The organism is Pseudomonas flavescens, assembly GCF_013408425.1.
Taxonomy (GTDB): domain Bacteria; phylum Pseudomonadota; class Gammaproteobacteria; order Pseudomonadales; family Pseudomonadaceae; genus Aquipseudomonas; species Aquipseudomonas fulva_A.
In genome coordinates this window covers 52,104-75,808 of record NZ_JACBYV010000001.1, presented here as the reverse complement: position 1 = coordinate 75,808, position 23,705 = coordinate 52,104, and the positions used below count along the sequence as shown (strand labels likewise).

Here is a 23,705-nt window from a genome sequence, read left to right as displayed (position 1 = left end):
TAGCGATCACCCCGCAGGCGTGCCATTCGGCTGCACGCCTCATGCACAGCTTTAAGCCTGCTCCCGTTCATATCCCCCATCGACTTTGGCAAGCCCCCCCTCAATACCCCCGTGGCCTGACGGCGAGCGAAGCGACACTCAGGCTCCAATGCCCAGCAATAGGGCCTCCGCACCTTGTAGCTAAAACACAATAACGCTACATAACGACCTAAAAACCTGTTCAATGCCCCGTAAATGATATTGAACGGTGTGACACCGCGTCGCAGGCTCGCCGTTAGCTCACTATCATATTTTCAGACATTTATTCCTGATAACGCCTTATTCTCAGACATTGCCTACATAATTCGATTATTTATCCGAATAATTCCGCATGAAAAATAACAATATCTCCGATAACTTGTAGTCATGACAAATAAACGCTCCATGAATATTGCTTACTGATCCTCTTCCTTTGCAGAATGCGGGCTATCGACTTTAGTCGATACCGTACCTCCGTCGCCCCCGGGTGAATCTGCAACGATCGCAGGAGATGCAAGCGTGCACATTGGTGTTCCTCTCGAAACCCATGCAGGCGAAACGCGGGTTGCCGCGACGCCGGAAACCATCAAGAAGCTGATAGGCCAGGGCCATCAGGTCACCGTTCAAAGCGGTGCCGGCATCGCAGCCAGCATTACCGACAGCGCCTATGAAGCGGCGGGTGCGAGCATTGGCGATGCCACGGCAGCATTCAACGCAGCCCTGATCCTCAAGGTGGTAGCGCCGGACGACACCGAGCTGGCGCGCATGCAGCCCGGCACCGTGCTGGTCGGCATGCTCAACCCGTTCAGCGTCGAGACCATCGAGCGCATGAACGCGCGCGGCATCACCGCCTTCGCTCTGGAGGCGGCGCCGCGTACCTCCCGTGCCCAGAGCCTGGACGTGCTGTCGTCCCAGGCCAACATCGCCGGCTACAAGGCGGTGATGCTGGCAGCCAACCACTACCCGCGCTTCATGCCGATGCTGATGACTGCCGCCGGTACGGTGAAAGCCGCTCGAGTGCTGATCCTAGGTGCCGGGGTCGCCGGCCTGCAGGCGATCGCCACGGCCAAACGACTGGGCGCGGTGATCGAGGCTTCCGATGTGCGTCCTGCGGTGAAGGAGCAGATCGAATCCCTGGGTGCCAAGTTCGTCGACGTGCCGTTCGAGACCGATGAGGAGCGCGAATGCGCCGAAGGCGTCGGCGGTTACGCCCGCCCGATGCCTGCCTCGTGGATGGAGCGCCAGGCCAGGGCCGTGCACGAACGGGCCAAACAGGCCGACATCGTCATCACCACGGCGCTGATTCCAGGCCGCAAGGCGCCCACGCTTTTGCACGAAGCCACCGTCGCCGAAATGAAACCGGGCTCGGTCGTCATCGATCTGGCTGCCATTCAGGGCGGCAACTGCCCCCTGACGGAACTGGACAAGGTGGTGATCAAGCACGGCGTAACCCTGGTCGGCCACGGCAATCTGCCGGCCCTGGTCGCCGCCGATGCCTCGGCGCTGTATGCCCGCAACCTGCTCGACTTTCTCAAGCTGGTGATCGACGAGAAAGGCGCCTTCCACCTCAACCTGGAAGACGACATCGTCGCTGCCTGCCTGATGTGCAAAGACGGCGAGATCGTGCGCATCAATAAATGATGGCCTCCCTCTCCTCATGGAGAGGGTCAATCACTACAAAAAGGATCACTCCGATGGATCTGATTTCCGACGGCATCTACAACCTGATCATCTTCGTGCTGGCCATCTATGTCGGCTACCACGTGGTATGGAACGTCACCCCGGCCCTGCACACCCCGCTGATGGCCGTGACCAACGCGATTTCCGCCATCGTCATCGTCGGCGCCATGCTCGCCGCCGCACTGACCGTCACCCCCCTGGGCAAGACCATGGGCACCCTGGCCGTGGCCCTCGCGGCGGTCAACGTCTTCGGTGGCTTTCTGGTCACTCGGCGAATGCTGGAAATGTTCAAGAAGAAGGCCCCGAAAGCCCCGGTGGAGAAGTAATCGATGAGCATGAACCTGATCACCCTCCTCTACCTCGTGGCCTCGGTGTGCTTCATCCAGGCGCTCAAGGGCCTGTCGCACCCGACCACCTCGCGGCGCGGTAACGCCTTCGGCATGATCGGCATGAGCATCGCCGTGCTCACCACCCTCGGCCTTATCTACAAACTCGGCAGTGAACTGGCCGTGCAGGGCATCGGCTACGTGATCGTCGGCCTGCTGGTCGGCGGCACCGCAGGTTCGATCATGGCCAAGCGCGTGGAGATGACCAAGATGCCGGAACTGGTCGCCTTCATGCACAGCATGATCGGCCTGGCCGCCGTGTTCATCGCCATCGCCGCAGTGGTCGAGCCACAGTCCCTGGGTATCGTCGCAGCGATCAGCGACCCGATTCCCCATGGCAATCGCCTGGAGCTGTTCCTTGGCGCAGCGATTGGCGCCATCACCTTCTCCGGCTCGGTGATCGCCTTCGGCAAACTGTCTGGCAAGTACAAGTTCCGTCTGTTTCAGGGTGCGCCGGTACAGTTCGCCGGTCAGCACCTGATCAACCTGGCTGTTGGCCTGGCGATCCTCGCGCTCGGCCTGTACTTCACCTTCACCGGTAATCTGACCGCGTTCGCCGTGCTGGTGGCCCTGGCCTTCATCATCGGCGTGCTGATCATCATCCCGATTGGCGGCGCCGACATGCCGGTGGTGGTGTCGATGCTCAACAGCTACTCGGGCTGGGCGGCGGCCGGCATCGGTTTCTCGCTGAACAACTCGATGCTGATCATCGCAGGCAGCCTGGTCGGCTCGAGCGGCGCGATCCTCTCGTACATCATGTGCAAGGCGATGAATCGCTCGTTCTTCAACGTCATTCTCGGCGGCTTCGGTGGCGCCACGGATGCCGGCCCGGCAGCGGGTAGCGGCGAGCAGCGGCCCGTGAAATCGGGCTCGGCCGACGATGCCGCCTTCCTGCTCGGCAATGCCGACAGCGTGATCATCGTTCCCGGCTACGGCCTGGCCGTGGCCCGCGCACAGCATGCCCTGAAGGAGTTGACCGAAAAACTCGCGCACAAGGGCGTTACGGTCAAATACGCCATCCATCCGGTAGCCGGACGCATGCCAGGGCACATGAACGTATTGCTGGCAGAAGCCGAAGTGCCGTACGACCAGGTGTTCGAGATGGAAGACATCAATGCCGAGTTCGGTCAGGCGGATGTGGTGCTGGTGCTCGGTGCCAACGACGTGGTCAATCCGGCAGCGAAGAACGACCCCAAATCGCCCATCGCCGGCATGCCGATCCTCGAAGCCTTCAAGGCCAAGACCATCATCGTCAACAAGCGCTCGATGGCCAGCGGCTACGCCGGCCTGGACAACGAACTGTTCTATCTGGACAAGACCATGATGGTATTCGGCGACGCCAAGAAGGTCATCGAAGACATGCTCAAGGCCGTCGATTGATCGACCGACGAGAGAGGCGGGGAATGCCCCGCCTTTTCTTTCGCATAACCACAATTCCTTGCACATGCTCTGCCAACAAACACAGCCCAGAGCATCAGCGGCTCGGCGAAGCAAAAATAAAAATAATGAGCTAAGCAACGACAGCGCACAATTCAAACTGTACCCGTCCCTTATCACTGAAAATCTAACGATTTACAGGTCAAAAAACTGCCAAACTTGCCGAGTCACGGCAAATCCACAAACACCGGTACAGTTGCGCTCTAAATCGACGCAACAGTTACAAAGCAACCTATCTAGTACGCTGCTTATTTACTTCAGCTGTGACTACTGCTAACCCCACGCGAGGACGAAAATAGGCACCAGAACTTACCAACCCCGCCAAAAGCGGAAGGATGCACACCATGGAACGTACCCTCAGTTCCGATCTGCTCGTCGACAACTCGTCCAAATCTGCCACCAGCCTGCCGCTGAATTTCCTCGCTACTCTGCTCCTGTGGCAGCGTCGCATCGTCAGCCGTCGCCAACTGGCGCGCCTCGACACTCGCCTGCTGGCCGATGCCGGCATCAGCGAAAGCCAGCGTTACGCCGAACTGAGCAAACCGTTCTGGCGTTGATCGCGACCGTTGAGCTTCTCCCGCAAAACCCCGCCGGCATGCAGCGCCTGCGGGGTTTTGTCGTTCAAGGGGCTGCAGGCGCTCGTACACAAACTGTGCAGGTCTTTTTCAACGGTTCGATGCAGAGCGGTTAGAATGCGCCCTTTCAGTGAACCGTAGAGCCCAGACCATGCCAATCGCCCGCACCCTCGCGTTCTTCAGCCTGTTCAGCCTGGCCGCTGGCGCCTCTGCCAGCAGCTTTCTGGTGACGACCGATACGCTGGTCAATGCCCTGGCTGCCAGTATCGAAGGCACCTCGGACGCGACCTCCTCGGTCGTCGACAACAAGGTCGTTCTGGCCGCCAAAGACGACGCTGCCAGCTTCGTCGCCAGCCAGGGCACCCTGCGTGGTGCGCATCTGGAAGCCGCCCTGCAGCACATCCGCGGCCGCCTGCCGACCCTGCAAGCCGACGACGGCCAACTGGCGCAGGCCATCCTCGCGCTTTGAACAGCTGTCATCGCTGGAACTGCGGCAGGTGTTCCTCGTCCAACCTGCCATTCCAATTTCATTCTCACCCACTCTCGGAGACCGTTCATGAAGCGTCCGTTGTTCGCCGCCGCTGCATCCCTTGCCCTGTTCGCCGGCGCCGTTCAGGCCCAGACCCTGGTGGCCACCAGCAATATCATCGTCCGCGCCCTCGACCGCACCATCGACTTCACCTCGGACACCACCACGTCGGTCCGCGACATGAAAGTGGTGGTCGAAGCGCGTGACGACGCCGCCAGCTTCGTAGCCAGCCAGGGCGACATCCGCGGTGCCCAGCTGGAAGCCGCCTTCGGCGCCCTGCGCAGCCAGGTCCCCGAAGCGCAGAACGCCTCCGATCAGGTACTGGCCGAAGCCATTCTCGCCCTGTGATAGCCCCCCGTGGCTGGTTTCTGATGCTGGCCTTGCTGGTCAGCACGGCCAGTCACGCCCAGCTCAAACTGACGCTGGATGACAACCAGCTGAACAGCGCCGAACGCCGGGCCAGTCAGACGCTGCTCGACGAAGCCGTGGAGGCCATGCCTGCACGGCTGCGCGAGGCACTCGATCGTGACGTCAAAGTGCGCTGGGTCGCACTGCCCGAGCGAATCTATGGTCGCGCCGGGCGCCTCAGCGGTGTCGAACTCAATGCCAGCCTCCTGCCCGCTCTCACCGACGGCAGCGCAGCGAATGCCGCCACCGGACGCCCCCATGGCACCGTGCGCCGCGAATTGCTGGCAACCGTGCTCCATGAAGTGACACACCTCTATGATCGCGGTGCTTTTTGGGGCGCCGAGCAGCGCAGGCTGCTGCAACGCTGCCAGCGCCAGAACCACAGCCTGGGTGCGGTCGGTCTGCCGGCTGAATGCCGTGGCCAGACCGAGCGCCGCTTCACCCTCAGCGACGATCCACGCCTGCTCGAACTGGCCGGCTGGCCACAGCGCGTCGGCACCCGGGGTGAACGCGACCAGCGCAATGGCCAGGTGGCACGCAGCCCGGACATCTACGAACTGAGCAATGCCCGCGAGTTCGTCGCGGTGAACATGGAGTACTTTCTCCTCGACCCCGAATATGCCTGTCGCCGCCCTTCCCTGGCGCGCCTGTTCAGCGAGCATTTCGGCTGGTCACCGGCTAACGCCGCGCCTTGCGGTACTGGCTACGCCTACCTCAATGCAGGCCGCGATTTCGACAAGCAGGCGCTGGCCAACCTCGATCCCGAGCGGGTCTACGAGGTGGATTATCTGCTCGCCGAAGCCAACCAGAACATGGCCAGCCGCTGGGGCCACAGCATGTTGCGCCTGGTGATCTGCGCACCGGGCCGCCCGCGCGGGCCGGACTGCCGACTCGATCTCGACCAGCACCTGGTGCTGTCCTACCGCGCCTTCGTCGGTGACGTCCAGTTGTCGAGCTGGGACGGCCTCACCGGCGCCTACCCATCGCGCCTGTTCGTGCTGCCCCTGGCCCAGGTGATCGAGGAGTACACCAAGGTCGAACTGCGCAGCCTGGCCTCAGTGCCGCTGACCTTGCCCCGCGAACGCCTCGAGCAACTGGTCGCCCGCGCCGTCGAGCAACACTGGAGTTACGACGGCGACTACTTCTTCGTCTCCAACAACTGCGCAGTGGAGACCCTCAAGCTGCTGCGTAGCGGTACCGATCTGCCGCGCCTGCAGGATCTCGACAGCATCACCCCCATCGGCCTGCTGGAAGTGCTCGAGGCACGCGGCCTGGCCGACAGCAGCATGCTCGAGGACTCCCGTGAAGCGCTGCGCCTGGGCTACCGCTTCGACTCGTTCCGCGACCGCTACCAGGCCATGTTCAAGGTATTGCAGCAACGCCTGCCGATCCGTGAACAGCGCGTCGAGGACTGGCTGGAGCAGCCGTCCAGCGAACGTCGTCAGTGGTTCGAACAGGCAGACCTGCGCGCCAGTGCTGCCATGCTGCTGCTCGAGCAGGCCGCGATGCGCCGTCAGTTGCTGCTCTCCCAGGACGAACTCAAGCAGCGCTACCTGACCGGCCGAGCCGCCAAGGACCCGAACCTGGACAAGGCCGGCGACGCGCTGGAGCAGATCCTCGCCGGCACCGGCTTTCTCAGTCGCCCGGCGGAACTGCTCGAGGGCGGCTATGGCCTGCCGCAACAAGGCGAATGGCAGCGCCTGGAAAGCGAAACCCGCAATCGCCAGCAGCAACTGAGCCTGCTCAGCGCCGACCTCGACGAGGAAGTGCGCCGCCTGCTGGAACCTCAGCGCCTGGCCGAGCTGGAAGCCAACGAGGCCAACCTGAAGCTGCTGGGCGAGCACCTGCGCAAGCTGCACAAGGCCAGCGGTGGCCTGCAGTTGTAGCGATCGTCGGCGATACTGAAGTTTGTACGCCGATTTTCAGGATTGTGCGCTGGCGCAAATATCCTGCATCGATACTTGTACATCAAATCGTTTATGTAGAACTTTTCGAAGTAAGGCCCAGTCGGACCTCTGCCCCCTGACTGGAATAGCCGATGACCGAATTGACCATTCGCATCGCTGAAGTTGCCCCAGGCCACGATGCGCGCCTTTCTGTCGCCACTCGTTTCAGCGATCTGCCCTCCCTGCTGCAAGCCACGGCTTTCGACGTCGTCGTGCTGAGCGCCACCGATGCCGAGAACCTGACCATGCTGCAGGCGCTGCGTCGGCAACCTGCCTATCGGCTGACACTGATCTACTGCACCAGCCAAGGGCCACTGGCCAAAGCGTTGAGCGATGGGCCACCGCCACTGCAGACCAGCGTGATCCAGCAGGCCTGGCAACAATGGCTCGAACGCCTCAACGTCTTCAATAACGGTCGCGCTCCCGAAGGCCTGGAAGCACAGTTGCTCGCCTACCTGTGGTTACGCGCCCCCGGTACGCTCAACGCCGTGCGCGCGCCGCAGTCGGCCCGCCATTACGTCTACCCGCTGGCCGAGGCCATGGGCGACGACCAGGTCAACGGCCTGGCGCTGGTGCAGAATCTGGCACAACGCAACCTGCTCGACAGCAGCGCGCTGGTCGACCGCATTCGCCTGTGCCGCAGTTGTGGCAGTGGCCACCTGAACTACGTCGACGTGTGCGTGGAATGCAATTCCCTGGATATCGTCCGGCAGCCGTCGCTGCATTGCTTCACCTGCGGGCACATCGGCGCCCAGACCGAATACCTCAAGGATGGCGCGCTGGTCTGCCCCAACTGCCTGACCCGCCTGCGCCATATCGGTACCGACTACGACCGGCCGCTGGAAAACTACAACTGCAACAGCTGCGATGCCTTCTTCGTCGACGCCGACGTGCAGGCCCGCTGCCTGGATTGCGGCGAACACCACGCACCGGACGAGCTGCAGGTCCGCGAGATCCGCGACTACCAGCTTTCCGAAGGTGGCCTGCTCACCGCCCGCCAGGGCCTGGAGCGTAACACCGACAACTACTTCAATGGCCTGTCGGTGGTCGGTGCCAATACCTTCAAGACCTTGCTGGACTGGCAGCTGGAATTGATCGAGCGACACAAGGCACCGACCTTCGCGCTGCTCGGCATGCGTTTTCGCAACCTCGGCCGGGTACTCGAACGTCTCGGCCCGCAGCGTGGCCACGCCTTGCTCGACACGCTGATCGAACGCATTCAGGTGGCCATTCGCGACACCGACCGCTGCACGCGGACCAGCGAGGAACAACTCTGGCTGCTGCTGATGTACACCGACTCCGCAGGCCTGCGCCGGGTGACCGAGCGCATCAATGAAATCAGCGAGCTGTTCGTTGGCGAGGATCTGCAGGACATCCGCCTGACCACCAGTGGCTGCGTCGCTCCCGCAGGCCTGATCGACAAGGAAGACGCCGAGCTGCTGATGGCGCGCCTCGCCGGAGAACTGTGATGAACGCGCTGGTCGAGCACCTGCACGCCTGGCTGGGCGAGATCTACGGCGCCAACGGCCACTGGCGGCTGTTTCTCATGGTGTTCCCATACTTCCTGCTGCTGGAGGTGCCGCTCAACCTGATGGTGTTGCTCGGTACCCTGCGCTGGTTCGTGCGCAAACGCAGCGCGTTGCCGGTGCACAACACCTGGCACCCACGGGTGTCGTGCATCATCACCTGCTACAGCGAAGGCCGCGATGTCGAATTGACCCTGCGCAGTCTGGCCGAGCAAACCTACCCCGGCATGATCGAGATCATTCCGATCATCGATGGCGCCGCAGTCAACGGCGCGACCACCGAGGTGGTGCGCCGCTTCAAGGCCGAGCAGCGCCTGCCGCGCAATCGGGTGATCCGCCCCGTCGCCAAATGGCAGCGCGGCGGCCGGGTGTCATCACTCAATACCGGGCTGGCCTACAGCAGCGGCGAGATCCTCATCAACGTCGATGGCGACACCTCGTTCGATAACGACATGGTGGTGCGCATGGTCAGCCACTTCCGCGATCCCAAGGTGCCCGCCGTCGCCGGCAGCCTGCGCGTACGCAACGCCAGGCAGTCATGGGTGGCACGCATTCAGGCGCTGGAATACCTGCTGTCGATCCATATGTGCAAGATCGGCCTGGCCGAGTGGAATCTGGTCAACAACGTGTCCGGGGCCTTCGGCGCCTTCCGCCGCAGCTTCCTCCAGCAGATCGGCGGCTGGGACACCCACACCGCCGAAGACCTGGACCTGACCCTGCGCATCAAGGCGTACTTTCGCCGCTACGGCCTGCGCATCCCGTTCGAACCCCAGGCCATCGGCCACACCGATGCACCGGCGACCCTGCGCAGCTTTCTCGACCAGCGCCTGCGCTGGGACGGTGACCTGTTCTTCGTCTACGTACGCAAGCATCGGCATGTGTTCACGCCGCGCCTGCTCGGCTGGCCGAACTTCCTGATGCTGATGGTCAGCGGGCTGTTCTTCCAACTGGTGCTGCCCTTCATCATCCTTGGCTACAGCCTCGTGGCGGTGATCATCCTGCCGTTCACCGCACTGATTTTCTATTCGCTGCTGATCTACGCGCTGTACCTGATGATGAGTGCATTGCTGTACCTGGGCCTGATGCTGATGGTCAGCGAGCGGCCACGTCAGGACCTGGCGCTGATCTGGGTGCTGCCTTTCTACCCCTTGGCGATGTACGCCCTGCGCTGCTGGAGCGTGGTCGCCATTCTCAATGAAACCCTGCGGCGCGGGCACGAGGAATCGAGCATGGCGCCCTGGTGGGTTCTCAAACGGGCCAACCGCTTCTAGGGCTTTGATATTCGATGACTGCACCACGACCTTCACGTCTGCTGCCGCTGCTGTGCTGCGCGCCGCTGCTGGCCAGCGCCGCACCACTGACCCTGGAGCAGGCCTTGCAACAGGCCGGTGACGGCAACCAGGCGGTCAATGCCGAACTGCAAGCGCGCTATGCCGCTCGCGACCAGCGCGAAAGCGAATCCGGCTGGGAGATGTTCGGCAATGCCAACGTCGGCCGTTACCGCGAACTGGTGACCGACGACGTGCGCGATGATTACTACGGCCGAAGCTTCGCGGTTGGCGTGCGCTATCCCCTGCTCGGCAGCCTGCGCCGCCGTGTGGATGCGGTGCGCGACAGCGAACGCGACATTCGTCTCGGCGAGATCGAACAGGGCTACCAGCGTGCCCAGCAGCGTCTGGCGATCCGCAGCACCTACGCGGACTGGTGGCGCGCGACGGAGGAACAGAAGCTCTGCGAAGGCGTTCAGCAAGCGGCCCGTGATGCCGACCAACAGGTGCAGACGCGTCTGAGCGGCAACTGGATTCTGCCCTCCGACGCGCAACTGATGCGCAGCGAATGGACGGCAGTGAGCCGCCGCTGCGCCATGCAGAATGGCCTGCTGGAAGATATCCGCGCCAGCCTGCAAAGCCTCGGCGTACAGGTCGATGCCCATGACACACCGGTCGCAACCGCCCTGGCTAGTGAGCCGCAACCGCTGCAGGCCTGGCAAACGCAGCTGGAGGACAACCCGCGCGTGGCCGGGCGCAGCGCCGAATTGGCCAACGCCGAACTGGGCCGCAAGCAGCCCTGGTACAGCTCCATAGAATCCTATGTGAACGTCGCCCAGACCCTGGAACAGCGCAGTGGAGCGAGCGATGACGGCAGTGGCCTGAGCGCCGGTATCACCTTCTCCGCTCCATTCGACCTGCTCGACTACGGCTCTGCCCGTGGCCGTGAGGGTGAGGCACGCTACCAGGCCGCCGTGCAGGCGCTGGAACGCGAGCGCGGCAACGTGCTGCGCGAGCTGGGCAAGGTGCTGGAACAGCAGCGCCGCGAACTCAATGAATACCAGTGGCGCAGCGAGCGCCGTGAGGCGCTGGACACGATCATCGCCGAACGACGCCAGCGCGGCAGCCTGGATGCGGGTGAAGCCAGCCTGCGGCTGCTGCAGGCCCAGGTCGATCATTACAACGCCGGGTTCGCACAGATCTCCGCCTGGCACGGTGCCTGGCTGCAGGACTCGGCGCTGCGCCTGTTCGGCGATGACAGCGCCGGTTTCGAACGCCTGCTCGGTAACCGTGTGGTGCACTGGCAGGGTGAAAACACCGTGATGCCCGCCCAGGTGGCCACGCAAACCCAATGGAATCAGGGCGTCTACATCTGGGACAGCACGGCGCTGCTCGACCCCGACAAGCGCCCCGGCCAGTTGAGCGCCTTGCAGCAGGCCGGTATCAGCCAGTTGCACGTCGGGCTGACCAGCTTGCAGGTCGCCGATATGCGCAACACCCGCCAGGCACTGGCCGAACTGCTGCAGGCCGCTCACGCACAGAATATGCAAGTCACCCTGCTGCTCGGTGATCCGGACTGGATGAAAGCGCGCCAGCGCCAGGGGCTGATCAGCCTGATCGGGCAACTCCGGGACCTGCCTTTCGATGCACTGCACCTGGATCTGGAAGTCGAGCAGCTCGGCTGGCCGGTCCCGGATCAACGCCTGCGCGACTGGCTCGACACCCTGCGCGAAGCCAAGGCTGCCGCACCCTGGCCGATCAACCTGTCCAGCCACCCGCGCTGGTTCGCCGAAGAAGCCGCGCGCAATCCCTGTGTGCCTTGCGAACTGCAGCGCATCGGGGTGGGCGAGATCAGCCTGATGATCTACACCCGCAGCCCGCAGAGCAGCGCCAACCGCGCCCTGGCCATCGCCAGGCAATGGCCGGCGCTGAAGCTGCGTCTGGCGCAGAGCGTGGAGGTCGATCAACCCGCCGATCTGAGCTGGGCCGACGCGTCCCATGAGCAATTGCAACAACAGGTACTGAACTGGCAGAACGTTCTGCACCCGGCTGGATTGGGCGGAATCGACTGGCAATCCTGGACTGATTACCCGAGAAGCCGATGAAGATACGTTTCAATAGCCCCAAGGAAAGACACCCGACCCAGGACAATGGCGTGGAGGTGCTCTACGCCCCCGGCAAGCGCCTGGCGTTTCGCCTGCGCTGGTACCTGATCCTGTTCCTGATTCTGTTGCCCGCCCTGTGGCTGGCCGGTCGCTACGGCCTCGAGCTGGTGCGCATCGAGGCGCCGGCGCTGGTCCGCTTGCCGACCCTGGAAGTACGCGCCATGCAGCCCGGCCAGGTCAGGAACATCGCCGTGCAGGCAGGTGATCACGTGGACGTCGGCGCGCCGCTGGTGGAACTCGACAACCCCGAGTGGCGTTTGCGCCTCAACCTGCTGCAAGGCAGTGCAGCACCTGCCGCCGCGCCGCTCGGTGATCTCGGCACACGCAATCGTGCGGTCCTGCAGAGCCTGGTCAACCGGGCCTCACAGCGGGTCAACGACACCCGTCGCCTGGTGCAGCAAGGTGCCGCCACCCGCGGCGAGCTGGTCGAGGCGCAGAACGCGCTGGATAGCCGTCAGGCCGAATTGCTGGCCTTCGAACGAAGCCTCAGTGGTGGCGGCAGCAGCGAAAGCGACCGCTATGAGCGCCAGCAACAACTCGAACGCCAGTGGCTGACCGGACAATTGCAGCAACTGAAGGTCGCCGCCAGCGAGCCGGGACGGATTGCCGAAGTGGTCACCGCACCGGGCGAGAACGTGGGTCCCGGCACCTTGCTGATGCGCCTGGAGCGCAGCGGCCCGGCGCAACTGTGGGTGTACCTGGACCCCAAGGACGTCGAACATGCCACCCCGGGTTCGCAGCTCGACGTGCGCCTGCCCGACGGCGGCTGGACCAGGGCCGAAGTGATCAACCCCGCGGAAAGTGCCAACCCGCTGCCCAGCGACCTGCGTCAGCCGTTTCGCAGCCCGACCCGCGGCCTGATGGTACCGGCTCGCTTCACCGAACCACTGGCCAACGAATGGCGCGTGGACTCGCTGCCGGTGCGGGTCCGCTTCCCGAACGAGCGCTTCACCCTGTTCGGCATGCGTTTCTAGATGGCTGGCGAAACCATGACCCCAGGTACCAGTCAGGACATGGCGGCACTCTTCCAGCCCGAACCGATACAGTGGGGATTGCGCGGCGATCCCTACCTGTGGGCGGACATGGCCGCGACATTGGCAGGCACCGCTCTTCCGGCAACGGCAGCGCAGCTGGATGAGCTGCTGCAGGCGACCTTCGAACGGCTGGTCGGCACGAGAGCGGACTCGCCGACCTCGTGCGTGTTCGTCGACCGCTACAGCCACGGCGGCATGTCATCCGGGCGGGTCAGTCTGGTGTTCTGGCAGGAAACCGGCCTGCCGCTCCTGCGAACCCGCTACGGCGAATCCTGAACGGCCCGCTCTGCGCCGCGAGCGAATAGCGCCAGTGCTCAACTCGCCGGGTCGGGAAACCTGACCACCGCACTGAAGCCCTGCGGGCTGGCGTTGGCGAAGCCGATGGAGCCGCCCAGATGGCGAGCGATCATACCGACGATGGCCAGCCCCAGCCCTGCGCCCTGAGGGTTGCCCGCACTGTGGAAACGCTCCCCCAGACGCGGCAACCGCGCAGCTTCGACACCGGGCCCCTGGTCGACCACCTGCAGGTGCACGCCCTTGCCTTCGCGGCGAACCCGCACGCTCACTTCGCTGCCGGGTGAGGAGAAGGTCAGCGCGTTGCTGACCAGGTTCTGCAGCAGGATGACGATCAGACCGCGCTCGCCCTGAATCACCACGGCTTCCTCTGCCTCCAGTTCCAGCTCGATCTGCCGGTTCAGCGCCAGCGGCGCGAGATCGGCCAGTTCCTCGCGCACCACCGCAGTCAGGTCGAGGGGCTGCAGGCTCTGCGAAGGGGACTCCAGACGGGCCATGGTCAGCAACTGACTGGCGATGCGGGTGGCACGATGCACGCCCTGCTGCAGGAAAGACAGGGCTTCGTCGCGCTCCTGCACGCTGCCGGCCTGCAGCGCGTTGCGCACATGGATATCGAGGATCGCCAGGGGGGTGCGCAGCTCATGGGCCGCATCGGCGATGAAACGTCGCTCCCGCTCGAGCAGCGCACGCAGTTGGCTCAACACGTCATCCAGGGCCAGGCGCATCGGTTCCAGCTCCGGCGGCAGCGGGCCAGCCGGCAAAGGCTCGAGGCTGTGTTCGGGGCGCTCGCGCAGTTGCTGCGCCAGGCGCTGCAAGGGACGCAGCCCCCAGCCCAGCAGCAGCCAGATGAAAGCGGCCAGCAAGGGCAAAGAGACCAGAGTCGGCATCAGGGTGTGCTGAAGAATCTGATGGATCAGGTCCTGGCGCAGATCCTCACGCTCGCCCACCCAGATGCGCAGGCCCTGACCGGCATCCTCCAGCAGCACGCCACACCATTCCTGATCGTTGAGGAAGAAGTCGTGGATCCCGGGTGCGGGCGGTGACGCCAGTGGCGGTGCCTGTTCGGAACGCACCAGCAGCGTGCCGTCTGCGGCCCACACCTGGAACGCCAGGTTGATTTCATAAGGGTGAGAAAAGATGCCTTCGGCGGAGAGGTCCAGGGCGTTGTCCAGCGCGCGCCGAACGAACGGCCAGTCGATCGGCTGGCCATCCGGCTGCTGCAGCATGCCTTGCAGCACCCGGGCGGCCTGCACCAGCTGGGCATCATAGACCGCCTCGGTCTGCCGATGGCTGTCACGCAGGGCGAGCAGCACCAGGGCAAGGCTGCCGGCGAGCACCAGGGCGATGGTCGGCGCGAGGATGCGCGTACGGATGGAAATCATGGCGTTCGCTCCACCAGGTAACCGACCCCGCGTACGGTGCGGATGAGATCGCTGCACAACTTGCGGCGCAGATTGTGAATCAGCACTTCCAGCGTGTTGCCCGGGCCGCTTTCCTGCCAGCCATAGAGGGCGTTGCCGAGGCGCTCACGGGTGACCACCACCCCAGGGCGGATCAGCAACTGGTGCAACAGCTGATACTCCATGGGCGTCATCGGCACACTGCGGCCCTGATAACGCACTTCCTGAGTCGCCGGGTCGAGGCTCACACCGGCGAACTCCAGTACCGGCTGGGCCCTGCCCTGGCTGCGACGCAGCAAGGCACGGATACGCGCTTTCAGCTCCTCGGGATCGAAGGGTTTGACCAGATAGTCGTCGGCGCCGGCATCCAGACCGAGGATGCGATCCTCCATGGCGTCACGGGCGGTGAGCACCAACACCGGTACGGCATTCTCGCTGCGCGCGCGCAACTGACGCAGCAGCGTCATGCCATCCAGGCGCGGCAGGCCGAGGTCGAGCAGCACCAGATCGAACTGCTCGCTGCGCAGGGCGTGGGCGGCTTCGACGCCGTCCTCCAGCCAATCCAGCGTATACCCTTCGCCACGCAGGGCGACCCGGATTCCGCGCGCCAGGGCGCGATCGTCTTCAACCAGCAGGACACGCACTGGACGCACCTCGTCAGAAATGGCGGCCGCCATGATGCGCCGCCTGCAGCCCGTTTTGCACGGACAGATGTTACCGAGATTTGCCCATTAAGACTTTCCTAAGCTTCGCGCCGCAAGGTGCTACTCACCATCACAGGAGAGTCACACCATGCGCTACTTCGCCCTTCTCGCACTGCTGCTAGGCAGCCCGCTGGCCCTGGCCAGCACCGAATGCACCACCGCCGACCGCTCGACCTGGCAGGACCCGGAGAAATTCCAGGCGCAACTCAAGGAACAGGGTTACCAGATCAGCAAGTTCAAGATCACCAAAGGCAACTGCTACGAGATCTACGGCTTCGACAAGGACAAGCGCAAGGTCGAGATCTATCACGATCCGGTATCCGGCAAGGCGATCAAGACCGAGATCGAAGACTGATGCACGCGGCGACGATAAGACTCTGGGATCCGCTGATCCGGCTGTTCCATGTGTCGGTGGCCGGGGTCTTCGTCGCCAACTATTTCTTCACCGAGGAAGGTGACGACTGGCATACCTGGCTCGGCTACTACGCCTGCGCCTGGCTGGCGGTTCGTCTGGTGTGGGGCTTCGTCGGTTCACGCAGCGCCCGCTGGGCAGACTTCTGGCCGACGCGCGCGCGCCTCGCCGAACACCTGGCTCACCTGCTCGGGGGCAAAGCCTATCGTCGCCTCGGCCATTCGCCGCTGGGCGCCCTGGTCATGCTGCTGATGATGGCGGCCATCGCCACCCTGGGCATCAGCGGCTTCCTGATGCAGGAAGTGGACGCCCTGTGGGGCGCCGACTGGCCACTCACGTTGCATGGCTGGGTGGCTGACGGCCTGGCCGCTCTGGTGGTCATCCACATGGCCGCCGCACTGATCGAAAGTATCCACCTGCGCGAAAACCTGCCGCTGTCGATGATCACCGGCAAGCGCCGCGCCCATTCCGAAGACCGCTGATCCCTCAGGAAAAACCCATGCTGCCCATACGTGCGCGTTTTAGCTCTGGAGCGCTGTGCTCCTGGTTGTCGCTCGTGGCCCTGGCCACCCTCAGCTGTCTGTTGCTGCTCGCCGATGATTTTCTGCAGCAGTTGTTCACCCCCAACAACCGTGCCGAACTGGAATTCGGCTATGTCACGGTGCTCTGGCTGTTCAGTGCCGGGCTATGGCTATGCAACCTGCGTTGGCTCAGCGCAGCCATCCTGATGCTGTTCGCGGCGATGCAACTGATGCAACTGGCCAACATCAGCTTCTTCGGCGAGCCGCTGACCGCCATCGATATCCAGTCGCTGCTCAACGACCCCGGCGAGGTTCGCGAAACCGCGGCGCACAGCTTCGCTCAGCACTGGCCGGTGCTGCTCTGCGTGGCCATTCCCTACGCCCTGCTGCTCGCCCTGCACCTGCGTCTGCCGGGCAAGATCAGCCTGCCGGAGAGCCGCTGGGCACTGGTGCTGATCGCCGTGGTGCTGCTCTCGAAACCCTATCGAGCCACCTACCGCAACCTCGACTCCTTCGCCGCCAGCCCCAGCCGCAGCGCGCTGCACAACAACCTCAACGTGTTCTCCGCCTGGGCAGTGCGTCTGGCGCTCAAACCGGAGGTCGAGCTGCCACCCGCGCCTTTCGCGCCATACGCGCTCAGCCCCAGCCTGAGCGAGGCGAAACATGTCTGGCTGGTGGTCGCCGATTCGCTGCGCAGTGATCGCCTCGGGGTGTTCGGCTACGGCCGCGATACCACGCCACAACTGGCCAACTACCTGCGTAACCATCCCAGCGCCTTCGTGCGCCCCGGCATCGCCGCCGGGGTGGCCACCGATGTCAGCCTGCCCTACCTGATCAATCCGATTCGTGAACCGGGGCAGGACTCGCAGCTGCGCACCGGCGATATCAACCTGTTCCGCTTCGCCAAGCAGGCGGGCTTTCGCACCCACTGGATCTCTTCGCAGGAATCCAAGTTGCTGGCCAATCTGGGCAGCCGCTATCTGGACGTGTCGATTACCCGCGAGGACCACCCGGTACGTTTCCTCAAACAGCAGGATCGCGCCCTGCTCGACCTGCTCGACAAGCAGCGCTGGGGCGAGCGCAACTTCGTGGTGCTCAACCTGCGCACCGCCCACCTGCCCTATGCGCAGAACTACCGCCATGAAGCCAAGCCGGCGCCCTGGGCCGACCAGGGCGCGAACGGGCAGAGCAATGCCTATGACAACTCCGTGCACTACCTCGACAGCCTGCTGGCCGAGGTCATCGCCGATTTCGACCGGCTGGAGGGTGAGCGTTACCTGATCATCACCGGCGACCATGGCCAGCGCCTGGGCGAGGGAGGCCACTGGGGCCACAACGATCTGGTACCGGAAGTCAGCGACGTGCCGGTGATCGTCATCGGCCGCGAGGCGCAGCCGCAGGTCATGTCGAGCCTGTCAGCGGAACGCTGGATCAGCCACTACGAGGCTGGCAAATGGCTGGCCGCGCGCCTCGGCACGCGCATCCACAACCCCAACCTGCGCCCCAACGAGCACTTCGTGCACGGCAAGCTGCTGTTCACCGACAATTTCATCCAGCGCGTCTGCGAAACCCCAGGCGGCCTGATCCATCACCCGCCGCAGCAACTGAGCATGCTGCTCAAACAGCCCGAGGCGCGCTGCGAAGGCTGACCCGTGCGTCGCAGGTGGCTTACACCACCTGCGCGCCCCTCAGCCAACCGGCTTGCCCGCGGCACGCTCGCGGAAGGTCAGCAGGAAGGCGAGCAGCACGCCAGCCGAGAACACCGCCGGGAACAGCCAGATGCTGAACCAGTCGTGGGCACCCTGGCTGGAATAGTGATCGGACACCATGCCGGCCACCCAGAAACCGACCAGCATGCCGACACCATAGGTGGCCAGGGTGATCAGGCCCTGTGCCGAACTCTTGATGCTCTCGCCGGCCTTGCCGTCGGTGTAGATCTGCCCGGAGACGAAAAAGAAGTCGTAGCACACGCCATGCAGAACGATACCGGCGACCAGGAATGCCACCAGCTCGCCGCTGTTGCCGTAGGCGAACAGCACATAGCGCAGCGCCCATGCCGCCATGCCCACCAACAAGGTCGCCTTGATCCCGAAGCGCTTGATGAACAGCGGCAACAGCAGCATGAACAACACTTCCGAAACCTGGCCGAGGGTCATCATGCCGGTCGGGTTGGCGACGCCGATTTCAGTCAGGAACAGGTTGGCGTTCTGGTAGTAGAAGGCCAGCGGAATGCAGATCAGGATGGAGGCCAGAAAGAAGGTCGCGAAGCCGCGATCCTTGAGCATCTGCAAGGCATCCAGACCGAGCAGGCGCTTGATGCCGGTCTGCTGGCCGGGCACCGGAGGCGTCGCTGGCAGGCTGAAGCTGTACAGCCCGAGCAGCAGCGAAGCACCGGCACAGAGCAGAAAGGTGTTGCGCAGGGCGCCAGCGGCGATGGCCTGCTGGGCATCCCAGGCGAACACGAAACTGATCACCAGGCCGGCCACGATCCAACCCAGCGTGCCCCACACCCGCACCCTGGAAAATTGCGCCGCCGGGTCGCTCAACTGCCGGAAGGCCACCGCATTGACCAGCCCGAGCGTCGGCATGTAGACCACCATGTAGCAGAGCACCAGCGGATAGAAGGTGGCGAAATCCTCGGCCCGGTAGAGCTGGTACAGCAGTACCGCGCCGCCCAGGTGGAGGATCGCCAGCAGGCGCTCGGCATTGACGAAGCGGTCGGCGATCAGGCCGACCACGAAGGGCGCCAGAATCGCCCCCCAGGACTGGGTCGCGTAGGCCATGCCGATCTGTCCGCCACTGGCCTCCAGGGTGCGCCCCAGGAAGGTACCCAGGGTGACGAACCAGCCTCCCCAGATGAAGAACTGGAGAAACATCATCACGCCCAACCTGACATTCAAAGTGCTCATGTTCTTATCCTTGTTGTTGTTCACGAGACTGCGTTAAACATATTCAGTCCAGGCCCAGCAGCCCCCGATTGCGCGACGCGCTGCTGGTGCCCCCGGCGAAATCGTCGAAGGCGCGCTCCGCGCGGGTAATCAAGTGGCGCGAGATGAACGCCGCCCCTTCGCCAGCGCCCTGGGCGGCGTCCTTGATGCAGCACTCCCACTCCAGCACCGCCCAGCCCTGATAGCCGTACTGGGTGAGCTTGCTGAAGATCGCCTTGAAGTCGATCTGCCCATCGCCCAGCGAACGGAAGCGGCCTGGCCGATCGACCCACGACTGATAGCCGCCATACACCCCGGAACGGGCATCGGGCCTGAACTCCGCGTCCTTGACGTGAAACATGCGGATGCGCGGGTGGTAACGGTCGATGAAGCCCAGGTAGTCCATCTGCTGCAGCAGCATGTGGCTGGGGTCATAGAGGATGTTCGCGCGAGAATGACCACCGACCGCGCCCAGGAAGCGTTCGAAGGTGGCGCCGTCGTGCAGGTCTTCGCTGGGGTGCAACTCGTAGCAGAGGTCGACACCCGCCTCATCGAAGGCATCGAGGATCGGCAGCCAGCGCCGCGCCAACTCGGCGAAGCCCTCCTCCACCAGGCCCGCCGGGCGCTGCGGCCAGGGATACAGATAGGGCCAGAGCAGTGCGCCGGAGAAGGTCGCATGGGCCGACAGGCCCAGCCGTTGACTGGCCCTCGCCGCCAGCTTCAACTGGCTGACCGCCCACTCGGTGCGCGCCTGGGGGCGACCTCTCAGGTGCGCCGGGGCGAAGTCGTCGAACAGGCTGTCGAACGCCGGATGCACGGCAACCAACTGGCCTTGCAGATGGGTGGACAGTTCGCTGATGGCGACACCGGCCTCGGCACAGATGCCGTTGAGCTCATCGCAATAGGTCTGGCTCTCGGCGGCGCGCTGCAGGTCGATGCACTGCGGCCCCAGCGTCGGCAACTGGATGCCCTTGTAGCCGAGCGACGCCGCCCAGCCGGCCTGGTTTTTCAGGTCGTCGAACGGCGCCTCGGCAGAGAGGAACTGGGCGAGGAAAATGCCCGGGCCGCGAGTGCCTTTTGTACTGGAGGTCATGGCTGTACTCCTGCGGTCGGTGCCAGCACCGTCCATTTCGCCTCGCTGGCATGGCTGGCCAGCGCCGCTTCGATGAAGGCCATGCCGCGCGCGCCGGTCTCGATGCCTGGCAGGGCGGCAGCGGCGCTGCGGGAGCCGGCAATCGCCCGAGCGAAGTCGCCATACAGATTGGCCATGGCTTCCAGGTAACCCTCGGGATGGCCCGCCGGCAGACGAATGCGGCACAGCGCCTCGTCGCACAGCCAGCTGTGGTTGGCCCCGGCACGCAGCACGCGCATCGGTTGGTCGAGCGAGCGATGAATCAGGCTGTTGGGCTCTTCCTGGCGCCATTCCAGGCCACCCTTGTCACCGTAGATGCGGATCTTCAGGGCGTTCTCTTCACCGGCGCAGACCTGGCTGGCGAGCAGCACGCCGCTGGCTCCCTGCTCGGTGAGGAACAGCATCGCGCAATCATCGTCCAGCGCCCGGCCGGGCACGTGGGTAGCGAGGTGCGCGCAGAGGCGCGCGATACGCTGACCACTGACGAATTCGGCCAGACTGAAAGCATGCGTCCCGATATCGCCGATGCAGCCGCCCTGCCCTGCCAACTGCGGGTCACCACGCCAGGCAGCCTGGCGGTTGCCCTGACCGGCAAGGTCGTCACTGAGCCAGCCCTGGGGATATTCGACATGTAGCTTGCGCACCCGGCCGATCTCGCCAGCCTGCACCATGTGCCGGGCCTGCCAGATCATCGGGTAGCCCTGATAGGTGTGGGCCAGCCCGTAGAGAACATCGGCGTTATCGAGCAACTGCGCCAGGCTGCGGGTGTCGGCACTGGTCAGCGCTGCAGGTTTCTCGCAGAACACATGGATGCCGGCTTGCAGCGCAGCGGCAGCGATGGGCGCATGCAGGTGATTGGGCGTGACGATCGCCAACAGGTTGATGCGCTCATTGGGATCGAGGCCCGCTTCACCCTCCAGCAGCGCCTGCCAACTGGGGTACACACGCTGTGCAGGCAAGCCACATTCACGCCCGGTTTCGGCATTGCTGGCCGGATCACGGCTGAAAGCGCCGGCCACCAGCTCGATGCCTCCGGCCAAGGCAGCCGCCTGACGATGCACCTTGCCGATGAAGGCGCCAGCGCCTCCGCCGATCATTCCCAGCCTTACGCTTGAAGCAGGCATTGAATAACTCCGTCTTGCGCTATTTTTATCGGTATTCTTATCAATGTAACCGGTTACATTGATGAATATATAGACCTCGCCATTATCCAGGTCAAGCGCGCCACGACGGTCGGGTTGCGGTAATCTAGCGGCGAACCGGCGCTCGCAGCCGGCCAGAGAACAGAGGCTGCATGACAAATATCCGCAAGGTAGCCGCACTGGCTGGCGTCTCGGTCGCCACGGTATCCCGCACCCTGAAAAGCCCTGCCCAGGTGTCGCCGGAAACCCGCGAAAAAGTCCTCGATGCCGTCGAGCACGCCGGCTACAAACCCAACCTGATGGCCATCCAGTTCCGCTCCCAGCGCACCCGCAATCTGGTGGTGCTGGTACCGGATATCGCCAACACCTTCTTCGCCCAGGTCATCCGCGGTATTCAGGAAGCGGCCAGCGCGTTCGACTATCGGGTGCTGCTCTGCAACACCCTGGGCAACCCGGAAACCGAGCGACAGTTCGCCGAGCTGGTGGATGCCAGGCAGGCAGACGGGGTCATCCAGCTGCGCGCCTTCGACCCGTTCGCGCGCCAGGATCATCCGCCGCTGGTGAACATCTGCGAGATCGTCGACGACGCGCCCTGGCCCACGGTCAGCCTGAACAACCGCGGCGCCGCCCGGACCATGACCGAGCACCTGCTGGGCCTCGGTCATCGCCGTATCGGGCTGATCCAGGGGCCACCGGACAGCCCGCTGACCCGCGAGCGCTTCGCCGGTTACCGCGAGGCTCTGGACGCCGCAGGTATCGGGCTCGACCCTGCCCTGCTGCAGGACGGTAACTACGACTGCCAGTCCGGACATGCCGCGGCAGCGCACCTGCTGCAGGTCGGTGCCCGCCCGACGGCGATCTTCTGCGAGAACGACGAGATGGCCATGGGCGCCATCCGCTGTATTCGCCAGGCCGGCCTGCGGATTCCCGAGGACATCTCGGTCGCGGGCTTCGACGACATCTCCTTCGCCGCCTTCTGCGACCCACCGCTGACCACCATCGCGCAACCGGCAGAAGCCTTCGGCCAGCACGCGGTGGCCATGCTGCTGGCATTGCTGGAAGGAAAGAGCATTACCGAGCATCACCTGATCCTGCCTTTCGAACTGGTGGTTCGCTCGAGTACTGCAGCCTGCTCACAGCCGCCTGTCGAGGCCTAGCGGCGGCGGCGAGCCGAGGGCCGACGGTGCTGCTTGCCCGATACTGCGGCTGACATCAAAAGAGAAAATTAGCGCTGAACGAGACGCCCATGACCTGCTTATGATGCTGCGCTGAACATCCTCCTCCCGAGCCCGAATCGTAGATGCCCAGAGAAAATTTCAACGACCTGCAGGCCTTCGTGGTCATTGCCCGGGAGGGCAGTTTTACCCGCGGCGCGGCGCACCTCGGCGTTTCCCAGTCGGCGCTCAGTCACACCATCCGCAGCCTGGAAACACGTCTCGGCGTTCGCCTGCTGACCCGTACCACGCGCAGCCTGGCACTCACCGAAGCCGGTGAGCGGCTCTACGCCACGGTGGCTCCGCGCCTCGAAGAGATCGAGGCGGAGATCAGCGCTGTCAGCGAGTTTCGTGACAAGCCGGTCGGCACGCTGCGTATCACCACCTCCGAACACGCCGCCAACAACATCCTCTGGCCCAAGTTGCACAAGGTGCTTGGCGACTACCCGGATATCAAGGTGGAAATCACCGTCGACTACGCCCTCACCGATATCGTGGCGCAGCGATACGACGCGGGTGTGCGCCTCGGCGATCAGGTGGCCAAGGACATGATCGCCGTGCCGATCGGCCCGACCCTGCGCATGGCGGTGGTCGCCTCGCCGGAGTACTTCACCCGCTACGAGGTCCCTCTCACCCCTGCGGACCTGGCCCGGCACTGCTGCATCAACCTGCGTCTGCCGACCTACGGTGGCCTGCTGCAGTGGGATTTCGAGAAAGACGGCCATGAAGTGAAGGCCCGCGTCGAGGGCCAGTGGACCTTCAACAGCAGCACGCCGGTACTGCGCGCTGCCATCGCTGGCTGCGGGCTGGCCTTCCTGCCCGACGACATGGTGCAGGAGCAGTTGGCCGACGGCAGTCTGCTGCGCGTGCTGGAGGACTGGTGCGAGCCGTTCGCCGGCTACCACCTGTATTACCCGAACCGCCGCCAGTACTCCCGCGCCCTCGGCGTGATCATCGATGCGTTGCGGCACCCAGGCTGAGTAACGA

At 64.0% G+C, this 23,705-nt stretch carries 22 protein-coding genes; 17 read left to right on the top strand and 5 right to left on the bottom strand.

Going from position 1 to position 23,705, the window contains the following annotated elements; all coding sequences use genetic code 11:
- Positions 1 to 537: 537 nt before the first annotated feature.
- From FHR27_RS00320 to FHR27_RS00265, 12 genes are all read left to right on the top strand, one after another.
- Positions 538 to 1,659, top strand: coding sequence for a Re/Si-specific NAD(P)(+) transhydrogenase subunit alpha (locus tag FHR27_RS00320; protein WP_042555132.1), 1,122 nt, complete (start codon positions 538 to 540; stop codon positions 1,657 to 1,659).
- A gap of 53 nt (positions 1,660 to 1,712) precedes the next feature.
- Complete coding sequence (locus FHR27_RS00315; protein ID WP_042555131.1) at positions 1,713 to 2,024, top strand: NAD(P) transhydrogenase subunit alpha; 312 nt, start codon at positions 1,713 to 1,715, stop codon at positions 2,022 to 2,024.
- A 3-nt stretch (positions 2,025 to 2,027) separates the two neighbouring features.
- Positions 2,028 to 3,464 (top strand): NAD(P)(+) transhydrogenase (Re/Si-specific) subunit beta, encoded by a 1,437-nt coding sequence (locus tag FHR27_RS00310; RefSeq protein ID WP_042555130.1) that lies wholly within the window; start codon positions 2,028 to 2,030, stop codon positions 3,462 to 3,464.
- 401 nt (positions 3,465 to 3,865) lie between these two features.
- Positions 3,866 to 4,078, top strand: a complete 213-nt coding sequence (locus FHR27_RS00305) for a DUF1127 domain-containing protein (protein WP_042555129.1) — start codon at positions 3,866 to 3,868, stop codon at positions 4,076 to 4,078.
- A 169-nt stretch (positions 4,079 to 4,247) separates the two neighbouring features.
- Entirely contained in the window at positions 4,248 to 4,565 is a 318-nt protein-coding gene (locus FHR27_RS00300) for a DUF2388 domain-containing protein (protein WP_042555128.1), read from the top strand.
- A gap of 87 nt (positions 4,566 to 4,652) precedes the next feature.
- Positions 4,653 to 4,973 (top strand): DUF2388 domain-containing protein, encoded by a 321-nt coding sequence (locus FHR27_RS00295; RefSeq protein ID WP_042555127.1) that lies wholly within the window; start codon positions 4,653 to 4,655, stop codon positions 4,971 to 4,973.
- 23 nt (positions 4,974 to 4,996) lie between these two features.
- A complete protein-coding gene (locus FHR27_RS00290; RefSeq protein ID WP_179537494.1) occupies positions 4,997 to 6,919 on the top strand; it encodes a DUF7844 domain-containing protein in 1,923 nt (640 codons plus the stop codon).
- Between the two features lie 152 nt (positions 6,920 to 7,071).
- Positions 7,072 to 8,448, top strand: coding sequence for a TackOD1 domain-containing metal-binding protein (locus FHR27_RS00285; RefSeq protein WP_179537493.1), 1,377 nt, complete (start codon positions 7,072 to 7,074; stop codon positions 8,446 to 8,448).
- A complete protein-coding gene (locus tag FHR27_RS00280) occupies positions 8,448 to 9,776 on the top strand; it encodes a glycosyltransferase family 2 protein (protein WP_179537492.1) in 1,329 nt (442 codons plus the stop codon). Before FHR27_RS00285 ends, FHR27_RS00280 begins: the two co-directional genes overlap by 1 nt.
- Before the next feature lie 14 nt (positions 9,777 to 9,790).
- Positions 9,791 to 11,878, top strand: a complete 2,088-nt coding sequence (locus tag FHR27_RS00275; RefSeq protein WP_179537491.1) for a hypothetical protein — start codon at positions 9,791 to 9,793, stop codon at positions 11,876 to 11,878.
- Complete coding sequence (locus FHR27_RS00270; protein WP_042555124.1) at positions 11,875 to 12,912, top strand: HlyD family secretion protein; 1,038 nt, start codon at positions 11,875 to 11,877, stop codon at positions 12,910 to 12,912. Before FHR27_RS00275 ends, FHR27_RS00270 begins: the two co-directional genes overlap by 4 nt.
- Before the next feature lie 15 nt (positions 12,913 to 12,927).
- Entirely contained in the window at positions 12,928 to 13,248 is a 321-nt protein-coding gene (locus tag FHR27_RS00265) for a hypothetical protein (protein WP_156152753.1), read from the top strand.
- 38 nt (positions 13,249 to 13,286) lie between these two features.
- Here the strand turns inward: FHR27_RS00265 and FHR27_RS00260 are convergent, their stop codons facing one another.
- A complete protein-coding gene (locus tag FHR27_RS00260) occupies positions 13,287 to 14,648 on the bottom strand; it encodes an ATP-binding protein (RefSeq protein ID WP_179537490.1) in 1,362 nt (453 codons plus the stop codon).
- A complete protein-coding gene (locus FHR27_RS00255) occupies positions 14,645 to 15,310 on the bottom strand; it encodes a response regulator (RefSeq protein WP_042555343.1) in 666 nt (221 codons plus the stop codon). Before FHR27_RS00255 ends, FHR27_RS00260 begins: the two co-directional genes overlap by 4 nt.
- A 148-nt stretch (positions 15,311 to 15,458) precedes the next feature.
- On the opposite strand from FHR27_RS00255, the gene FHR27_RS00250 reads away from it, so the two are divergent.
- From FHR27_RS00250 to FHR27_RS00240, 3 genes are read left to right on the top strand one after another with little or no spacing between them, the layout of a single operon-like run.
- Positions 15,459 to 15,725, top strand: a complete 267-nt coding sequence (locus tag FHR27_RS00250) for a PepSY domain-containing protein (RefSeq protein WP_042555121.1) — start codon at positions 15,459 to 15,461, stop codon at positions 15,723 to 15,725.
- Positions 15,725 to 16,264, top strand: a complete 540-nt coding sequence (locus FHR27_RS00245; protein ID WP_042555120.1) for a cytochrome b/b6 domain-containing protein — start codon at positions 15,725 to 15,727, stop codon at positions 16,262 to 16,264. The genes FHR27_RS00250 and FHR27_RS00245 overlap by 1 nt, the downstream gene beginning before the upstream one ends.
- A 17-nt stretch (positions 16,265 to 16,281) precedes the next feature.
- Positions 16,282 to 17,952, top strand: a complete 1,671-nt coding sequence (locus FHR27_RS00240; RefSeq protein ID WP_179537489.1) for a phosphoethanolamine transferase — start codon at positions 16,282 to 16,284, stop codon at positions 17,950 to 17,952.
- A 39-nt stretch (positions 17,953 to 17,991) separates the two neighbouring features.
- On the opposite strand, the gene FHR27_RS00235 is transcribed toward FHR27_RS00240, so the two are convergent.
- Genes FHR27_RS00235 through FHR27_RS00225 form a run of 3 tightly spaced genes read right to left on the bottom strand, consistent with a single transcriptional unit; the run spans position 17,992 to position 21,486 of the window.
- On the bottom strand, positions 17,992 to 19,212 hold the full coding sequence (locus FHR27_RS00235) for a nucleoside permease (protein ID WP_179537488.1): 1,221 nt from the start codon (positions 19,210 to 19,212) through the stop codon (positions 17,992 to 17,994).
- Between the two features lie 43 nt (positions 19,213 to 19,255).
- Entirely contained in the window at positions 19,256 to 20,323 is a 1,068-nt protein-coding gene (locus FHR27_RS00230; protein WP_179537487.1) for a sugar phosphate isomerase/epimerase family protein, read from the bottom strand.
- On the bottom strand, positions 20,320 to 21,486 hold the full coding sequence (locus FHR27_RS00225) for a Gfo/Idh/MocA family protein (protein WP_257026772.1): 1,167 nt from the start codon (positions 21,484 to 21,486) through the stop codon (positions 20,320 to 20,322). Before FHR27_RS00225 ends, FHR27_RS00230 begins: the two co-directional genes overlap by 4 nt.
- 170 nt (positions 21,487 to 21,656) lie before the next feature.
- Here FHR27_RS00225 and FHR27_RS00220 point away from each other — a divergent pair, with 170 nt between their 5' ends.
- Both FHR27_RS00220 and FHR27_RS00215 read left to right on the top strand, forming a co-directional pair.
- Positions 21,657 to 22,661 carry a LacI family DNA-binding transcriptional regulator gene (locus FHR27_RS00220; RefSeq protein ID WP_179537486.1) on the top strand — a complete coding sequence of 335 codons (1,005 nt, stop codon included), beginning with the start codon at positions 21,657 to 21,659 and terminating at the stop codon, positions 22,659 to 22,661.
- 143 nt (positions 22,662 to 22,804) lie between these two features.
- A complete protein-coding gene (locus FHR27_RS00215) occupies positions 22,805 to 23,698 on the top strand; it encodes a LysR family transcriptional regulator (protein ID WP_179537485.1) in 894 nt (297 codons plus the stop codon).
- Positions 23,699 to 23,705 lie beyond the last annotated feature (7 nt).

Bases quoted from the DNA above. Each gene is read 5' to 3' on its own strand.
- FHR27_RS00315 (WP_042555131.1), top strand. From the start codon at position 1,713: ATGGATCTGATTTCCGACGGCATCTACAACCTGATCATCTTCGTGCTG.
- FHR27_RS00310 (WP_042555130.1), top strand. From the start codon at position 2,028: ATGAGCATGAACCTGATCACCCTCCTCTACCTCGTGGCCTCGGTGTGC.
- FHR27_RS00305 (WP_042555129.1), top strand. From the start codon at position 3,866: ATGGAACGTACCCTCAGTTCCGATCTGCTCGTCGACAACTCGTCCAAA.
- FHR27_RS00300 (WP_042555128.1), top strand. From the start codon at position 4,248: ATGCCAATCGCCCGCACCCTCGCGTTCTTCAGCCTGTTCAGCCTGGCC.
- FHR27_RS00295 (WP_042555127.1), top strand. From the start codon at position 4,653: ATGAAGCGTCCGTTGTTCGCCGCCGCTGCATCCCTTGCCCTGTTCGCC.
- FHR27_RS00290 (WP_179537494.1), top strand. From the start codon at position 4,997: ATGCTGGCCTTGCTGGTCAGCACGGCCAGTCACGCCCAGCTCAAACTG.
- FHR27_RS00285 (WP_179537493.1), top strand. From the start codon at position 7,072: ATGACCGAATTGACCATTCGCATCGCTGAAGTTGCCCCAGGCCACGAT.
- FHR27_RS00280 (WP_179537492.1), top strand. From the start codon at position 8,448: ATGAACGCGCTGGTCGAGCACCTGCACGCCTGGCTGGGCGAGATCTAC.
- FHR27_RS00275 (WP_179537491.1), top strand. From the start codon at position 9,791: ATGACTGCACCACGACCTTCACGTCTGCTGCCGCTGCTGTGCTGCGCG.
- FHR27_RS00270 (WP_042555124.1), top strand. From the start codon at position 11,875: ATGAAGATACGTTTCAATAGCCCCAAGGAAAGACACCCGACCCAGGAC.
- FHR27_RS00265 (WP_156152753.1), top strand. From the start codon at position 12,928: ATGACCCCAGGTACCAGTCAGGACATGGCGGCACTCTTCCAGCCCGAA.
- FHR27_RS00260 (WP_179537490.1), bottom strand. From the start codon at position 14,648: ATGATTTCCATCCGTACGCGCATCCTCGCGCCGACCATCGCCCTGGTG.
- FHR27_RS00250 (WP_042555121.1), top strand. From the start codon at position 15,459: ATGCGCTACTTCGCCCTTCTCGCACTGCTGCTAGGCAGCCCGCTGGCC.
- FHR27_RS00245 (WP_042555120.1), top strand. From the start codon at position 15,725: ATGCACGCGGCGACGATAAGACTCTGGGATCCGCTGATCCGGCTGTTC.
- FHR27_RS00240 (WP_179537489.1), top strand. From the start codon at position 16,282: ATGCTGCCCATACGTGCGCGTTTTAGCTCTGGAGCGCTGTGCTCCTGG.
- FHR27_RS00235 (WP_179537488.1), bottom strand. From the start codon at position 19,212: ATGAGCACTTTGAATGTCAGGTTGGGCGTGATGATGTTTCTCCAGTTC.
- FHR27_RS00230 (WP_179537487.1), bottom strand. From the start codon at position 20,323: ATGACCTCCAGTACAAAAGGCACTCGCGGCCCGGGCATTTTCCTCGCC.
- FHR27_RS00225 (WP_257026772.1), bottom strand. From the start codon at position 21,486: ATGCCTGCTTCAAGCGTAAGGCTGGGAATGATCGGCGGAGGCGCTGGC.
- FHR27_RS00220 (WP_179537486.1), top strand. From the start codon at position 21,657: ATGACAAATATCCGCAAGGTAGCCGCACTGGCTGGCGTCTCGGTCGCC.
- FHR27_RS00215 (WP_179537485.1), top strand. From the start codon at position 22,805: ATGCCCAGAGAAAATTTCAACGACCTGCAGGCCTTCGTGGTCATTGCC.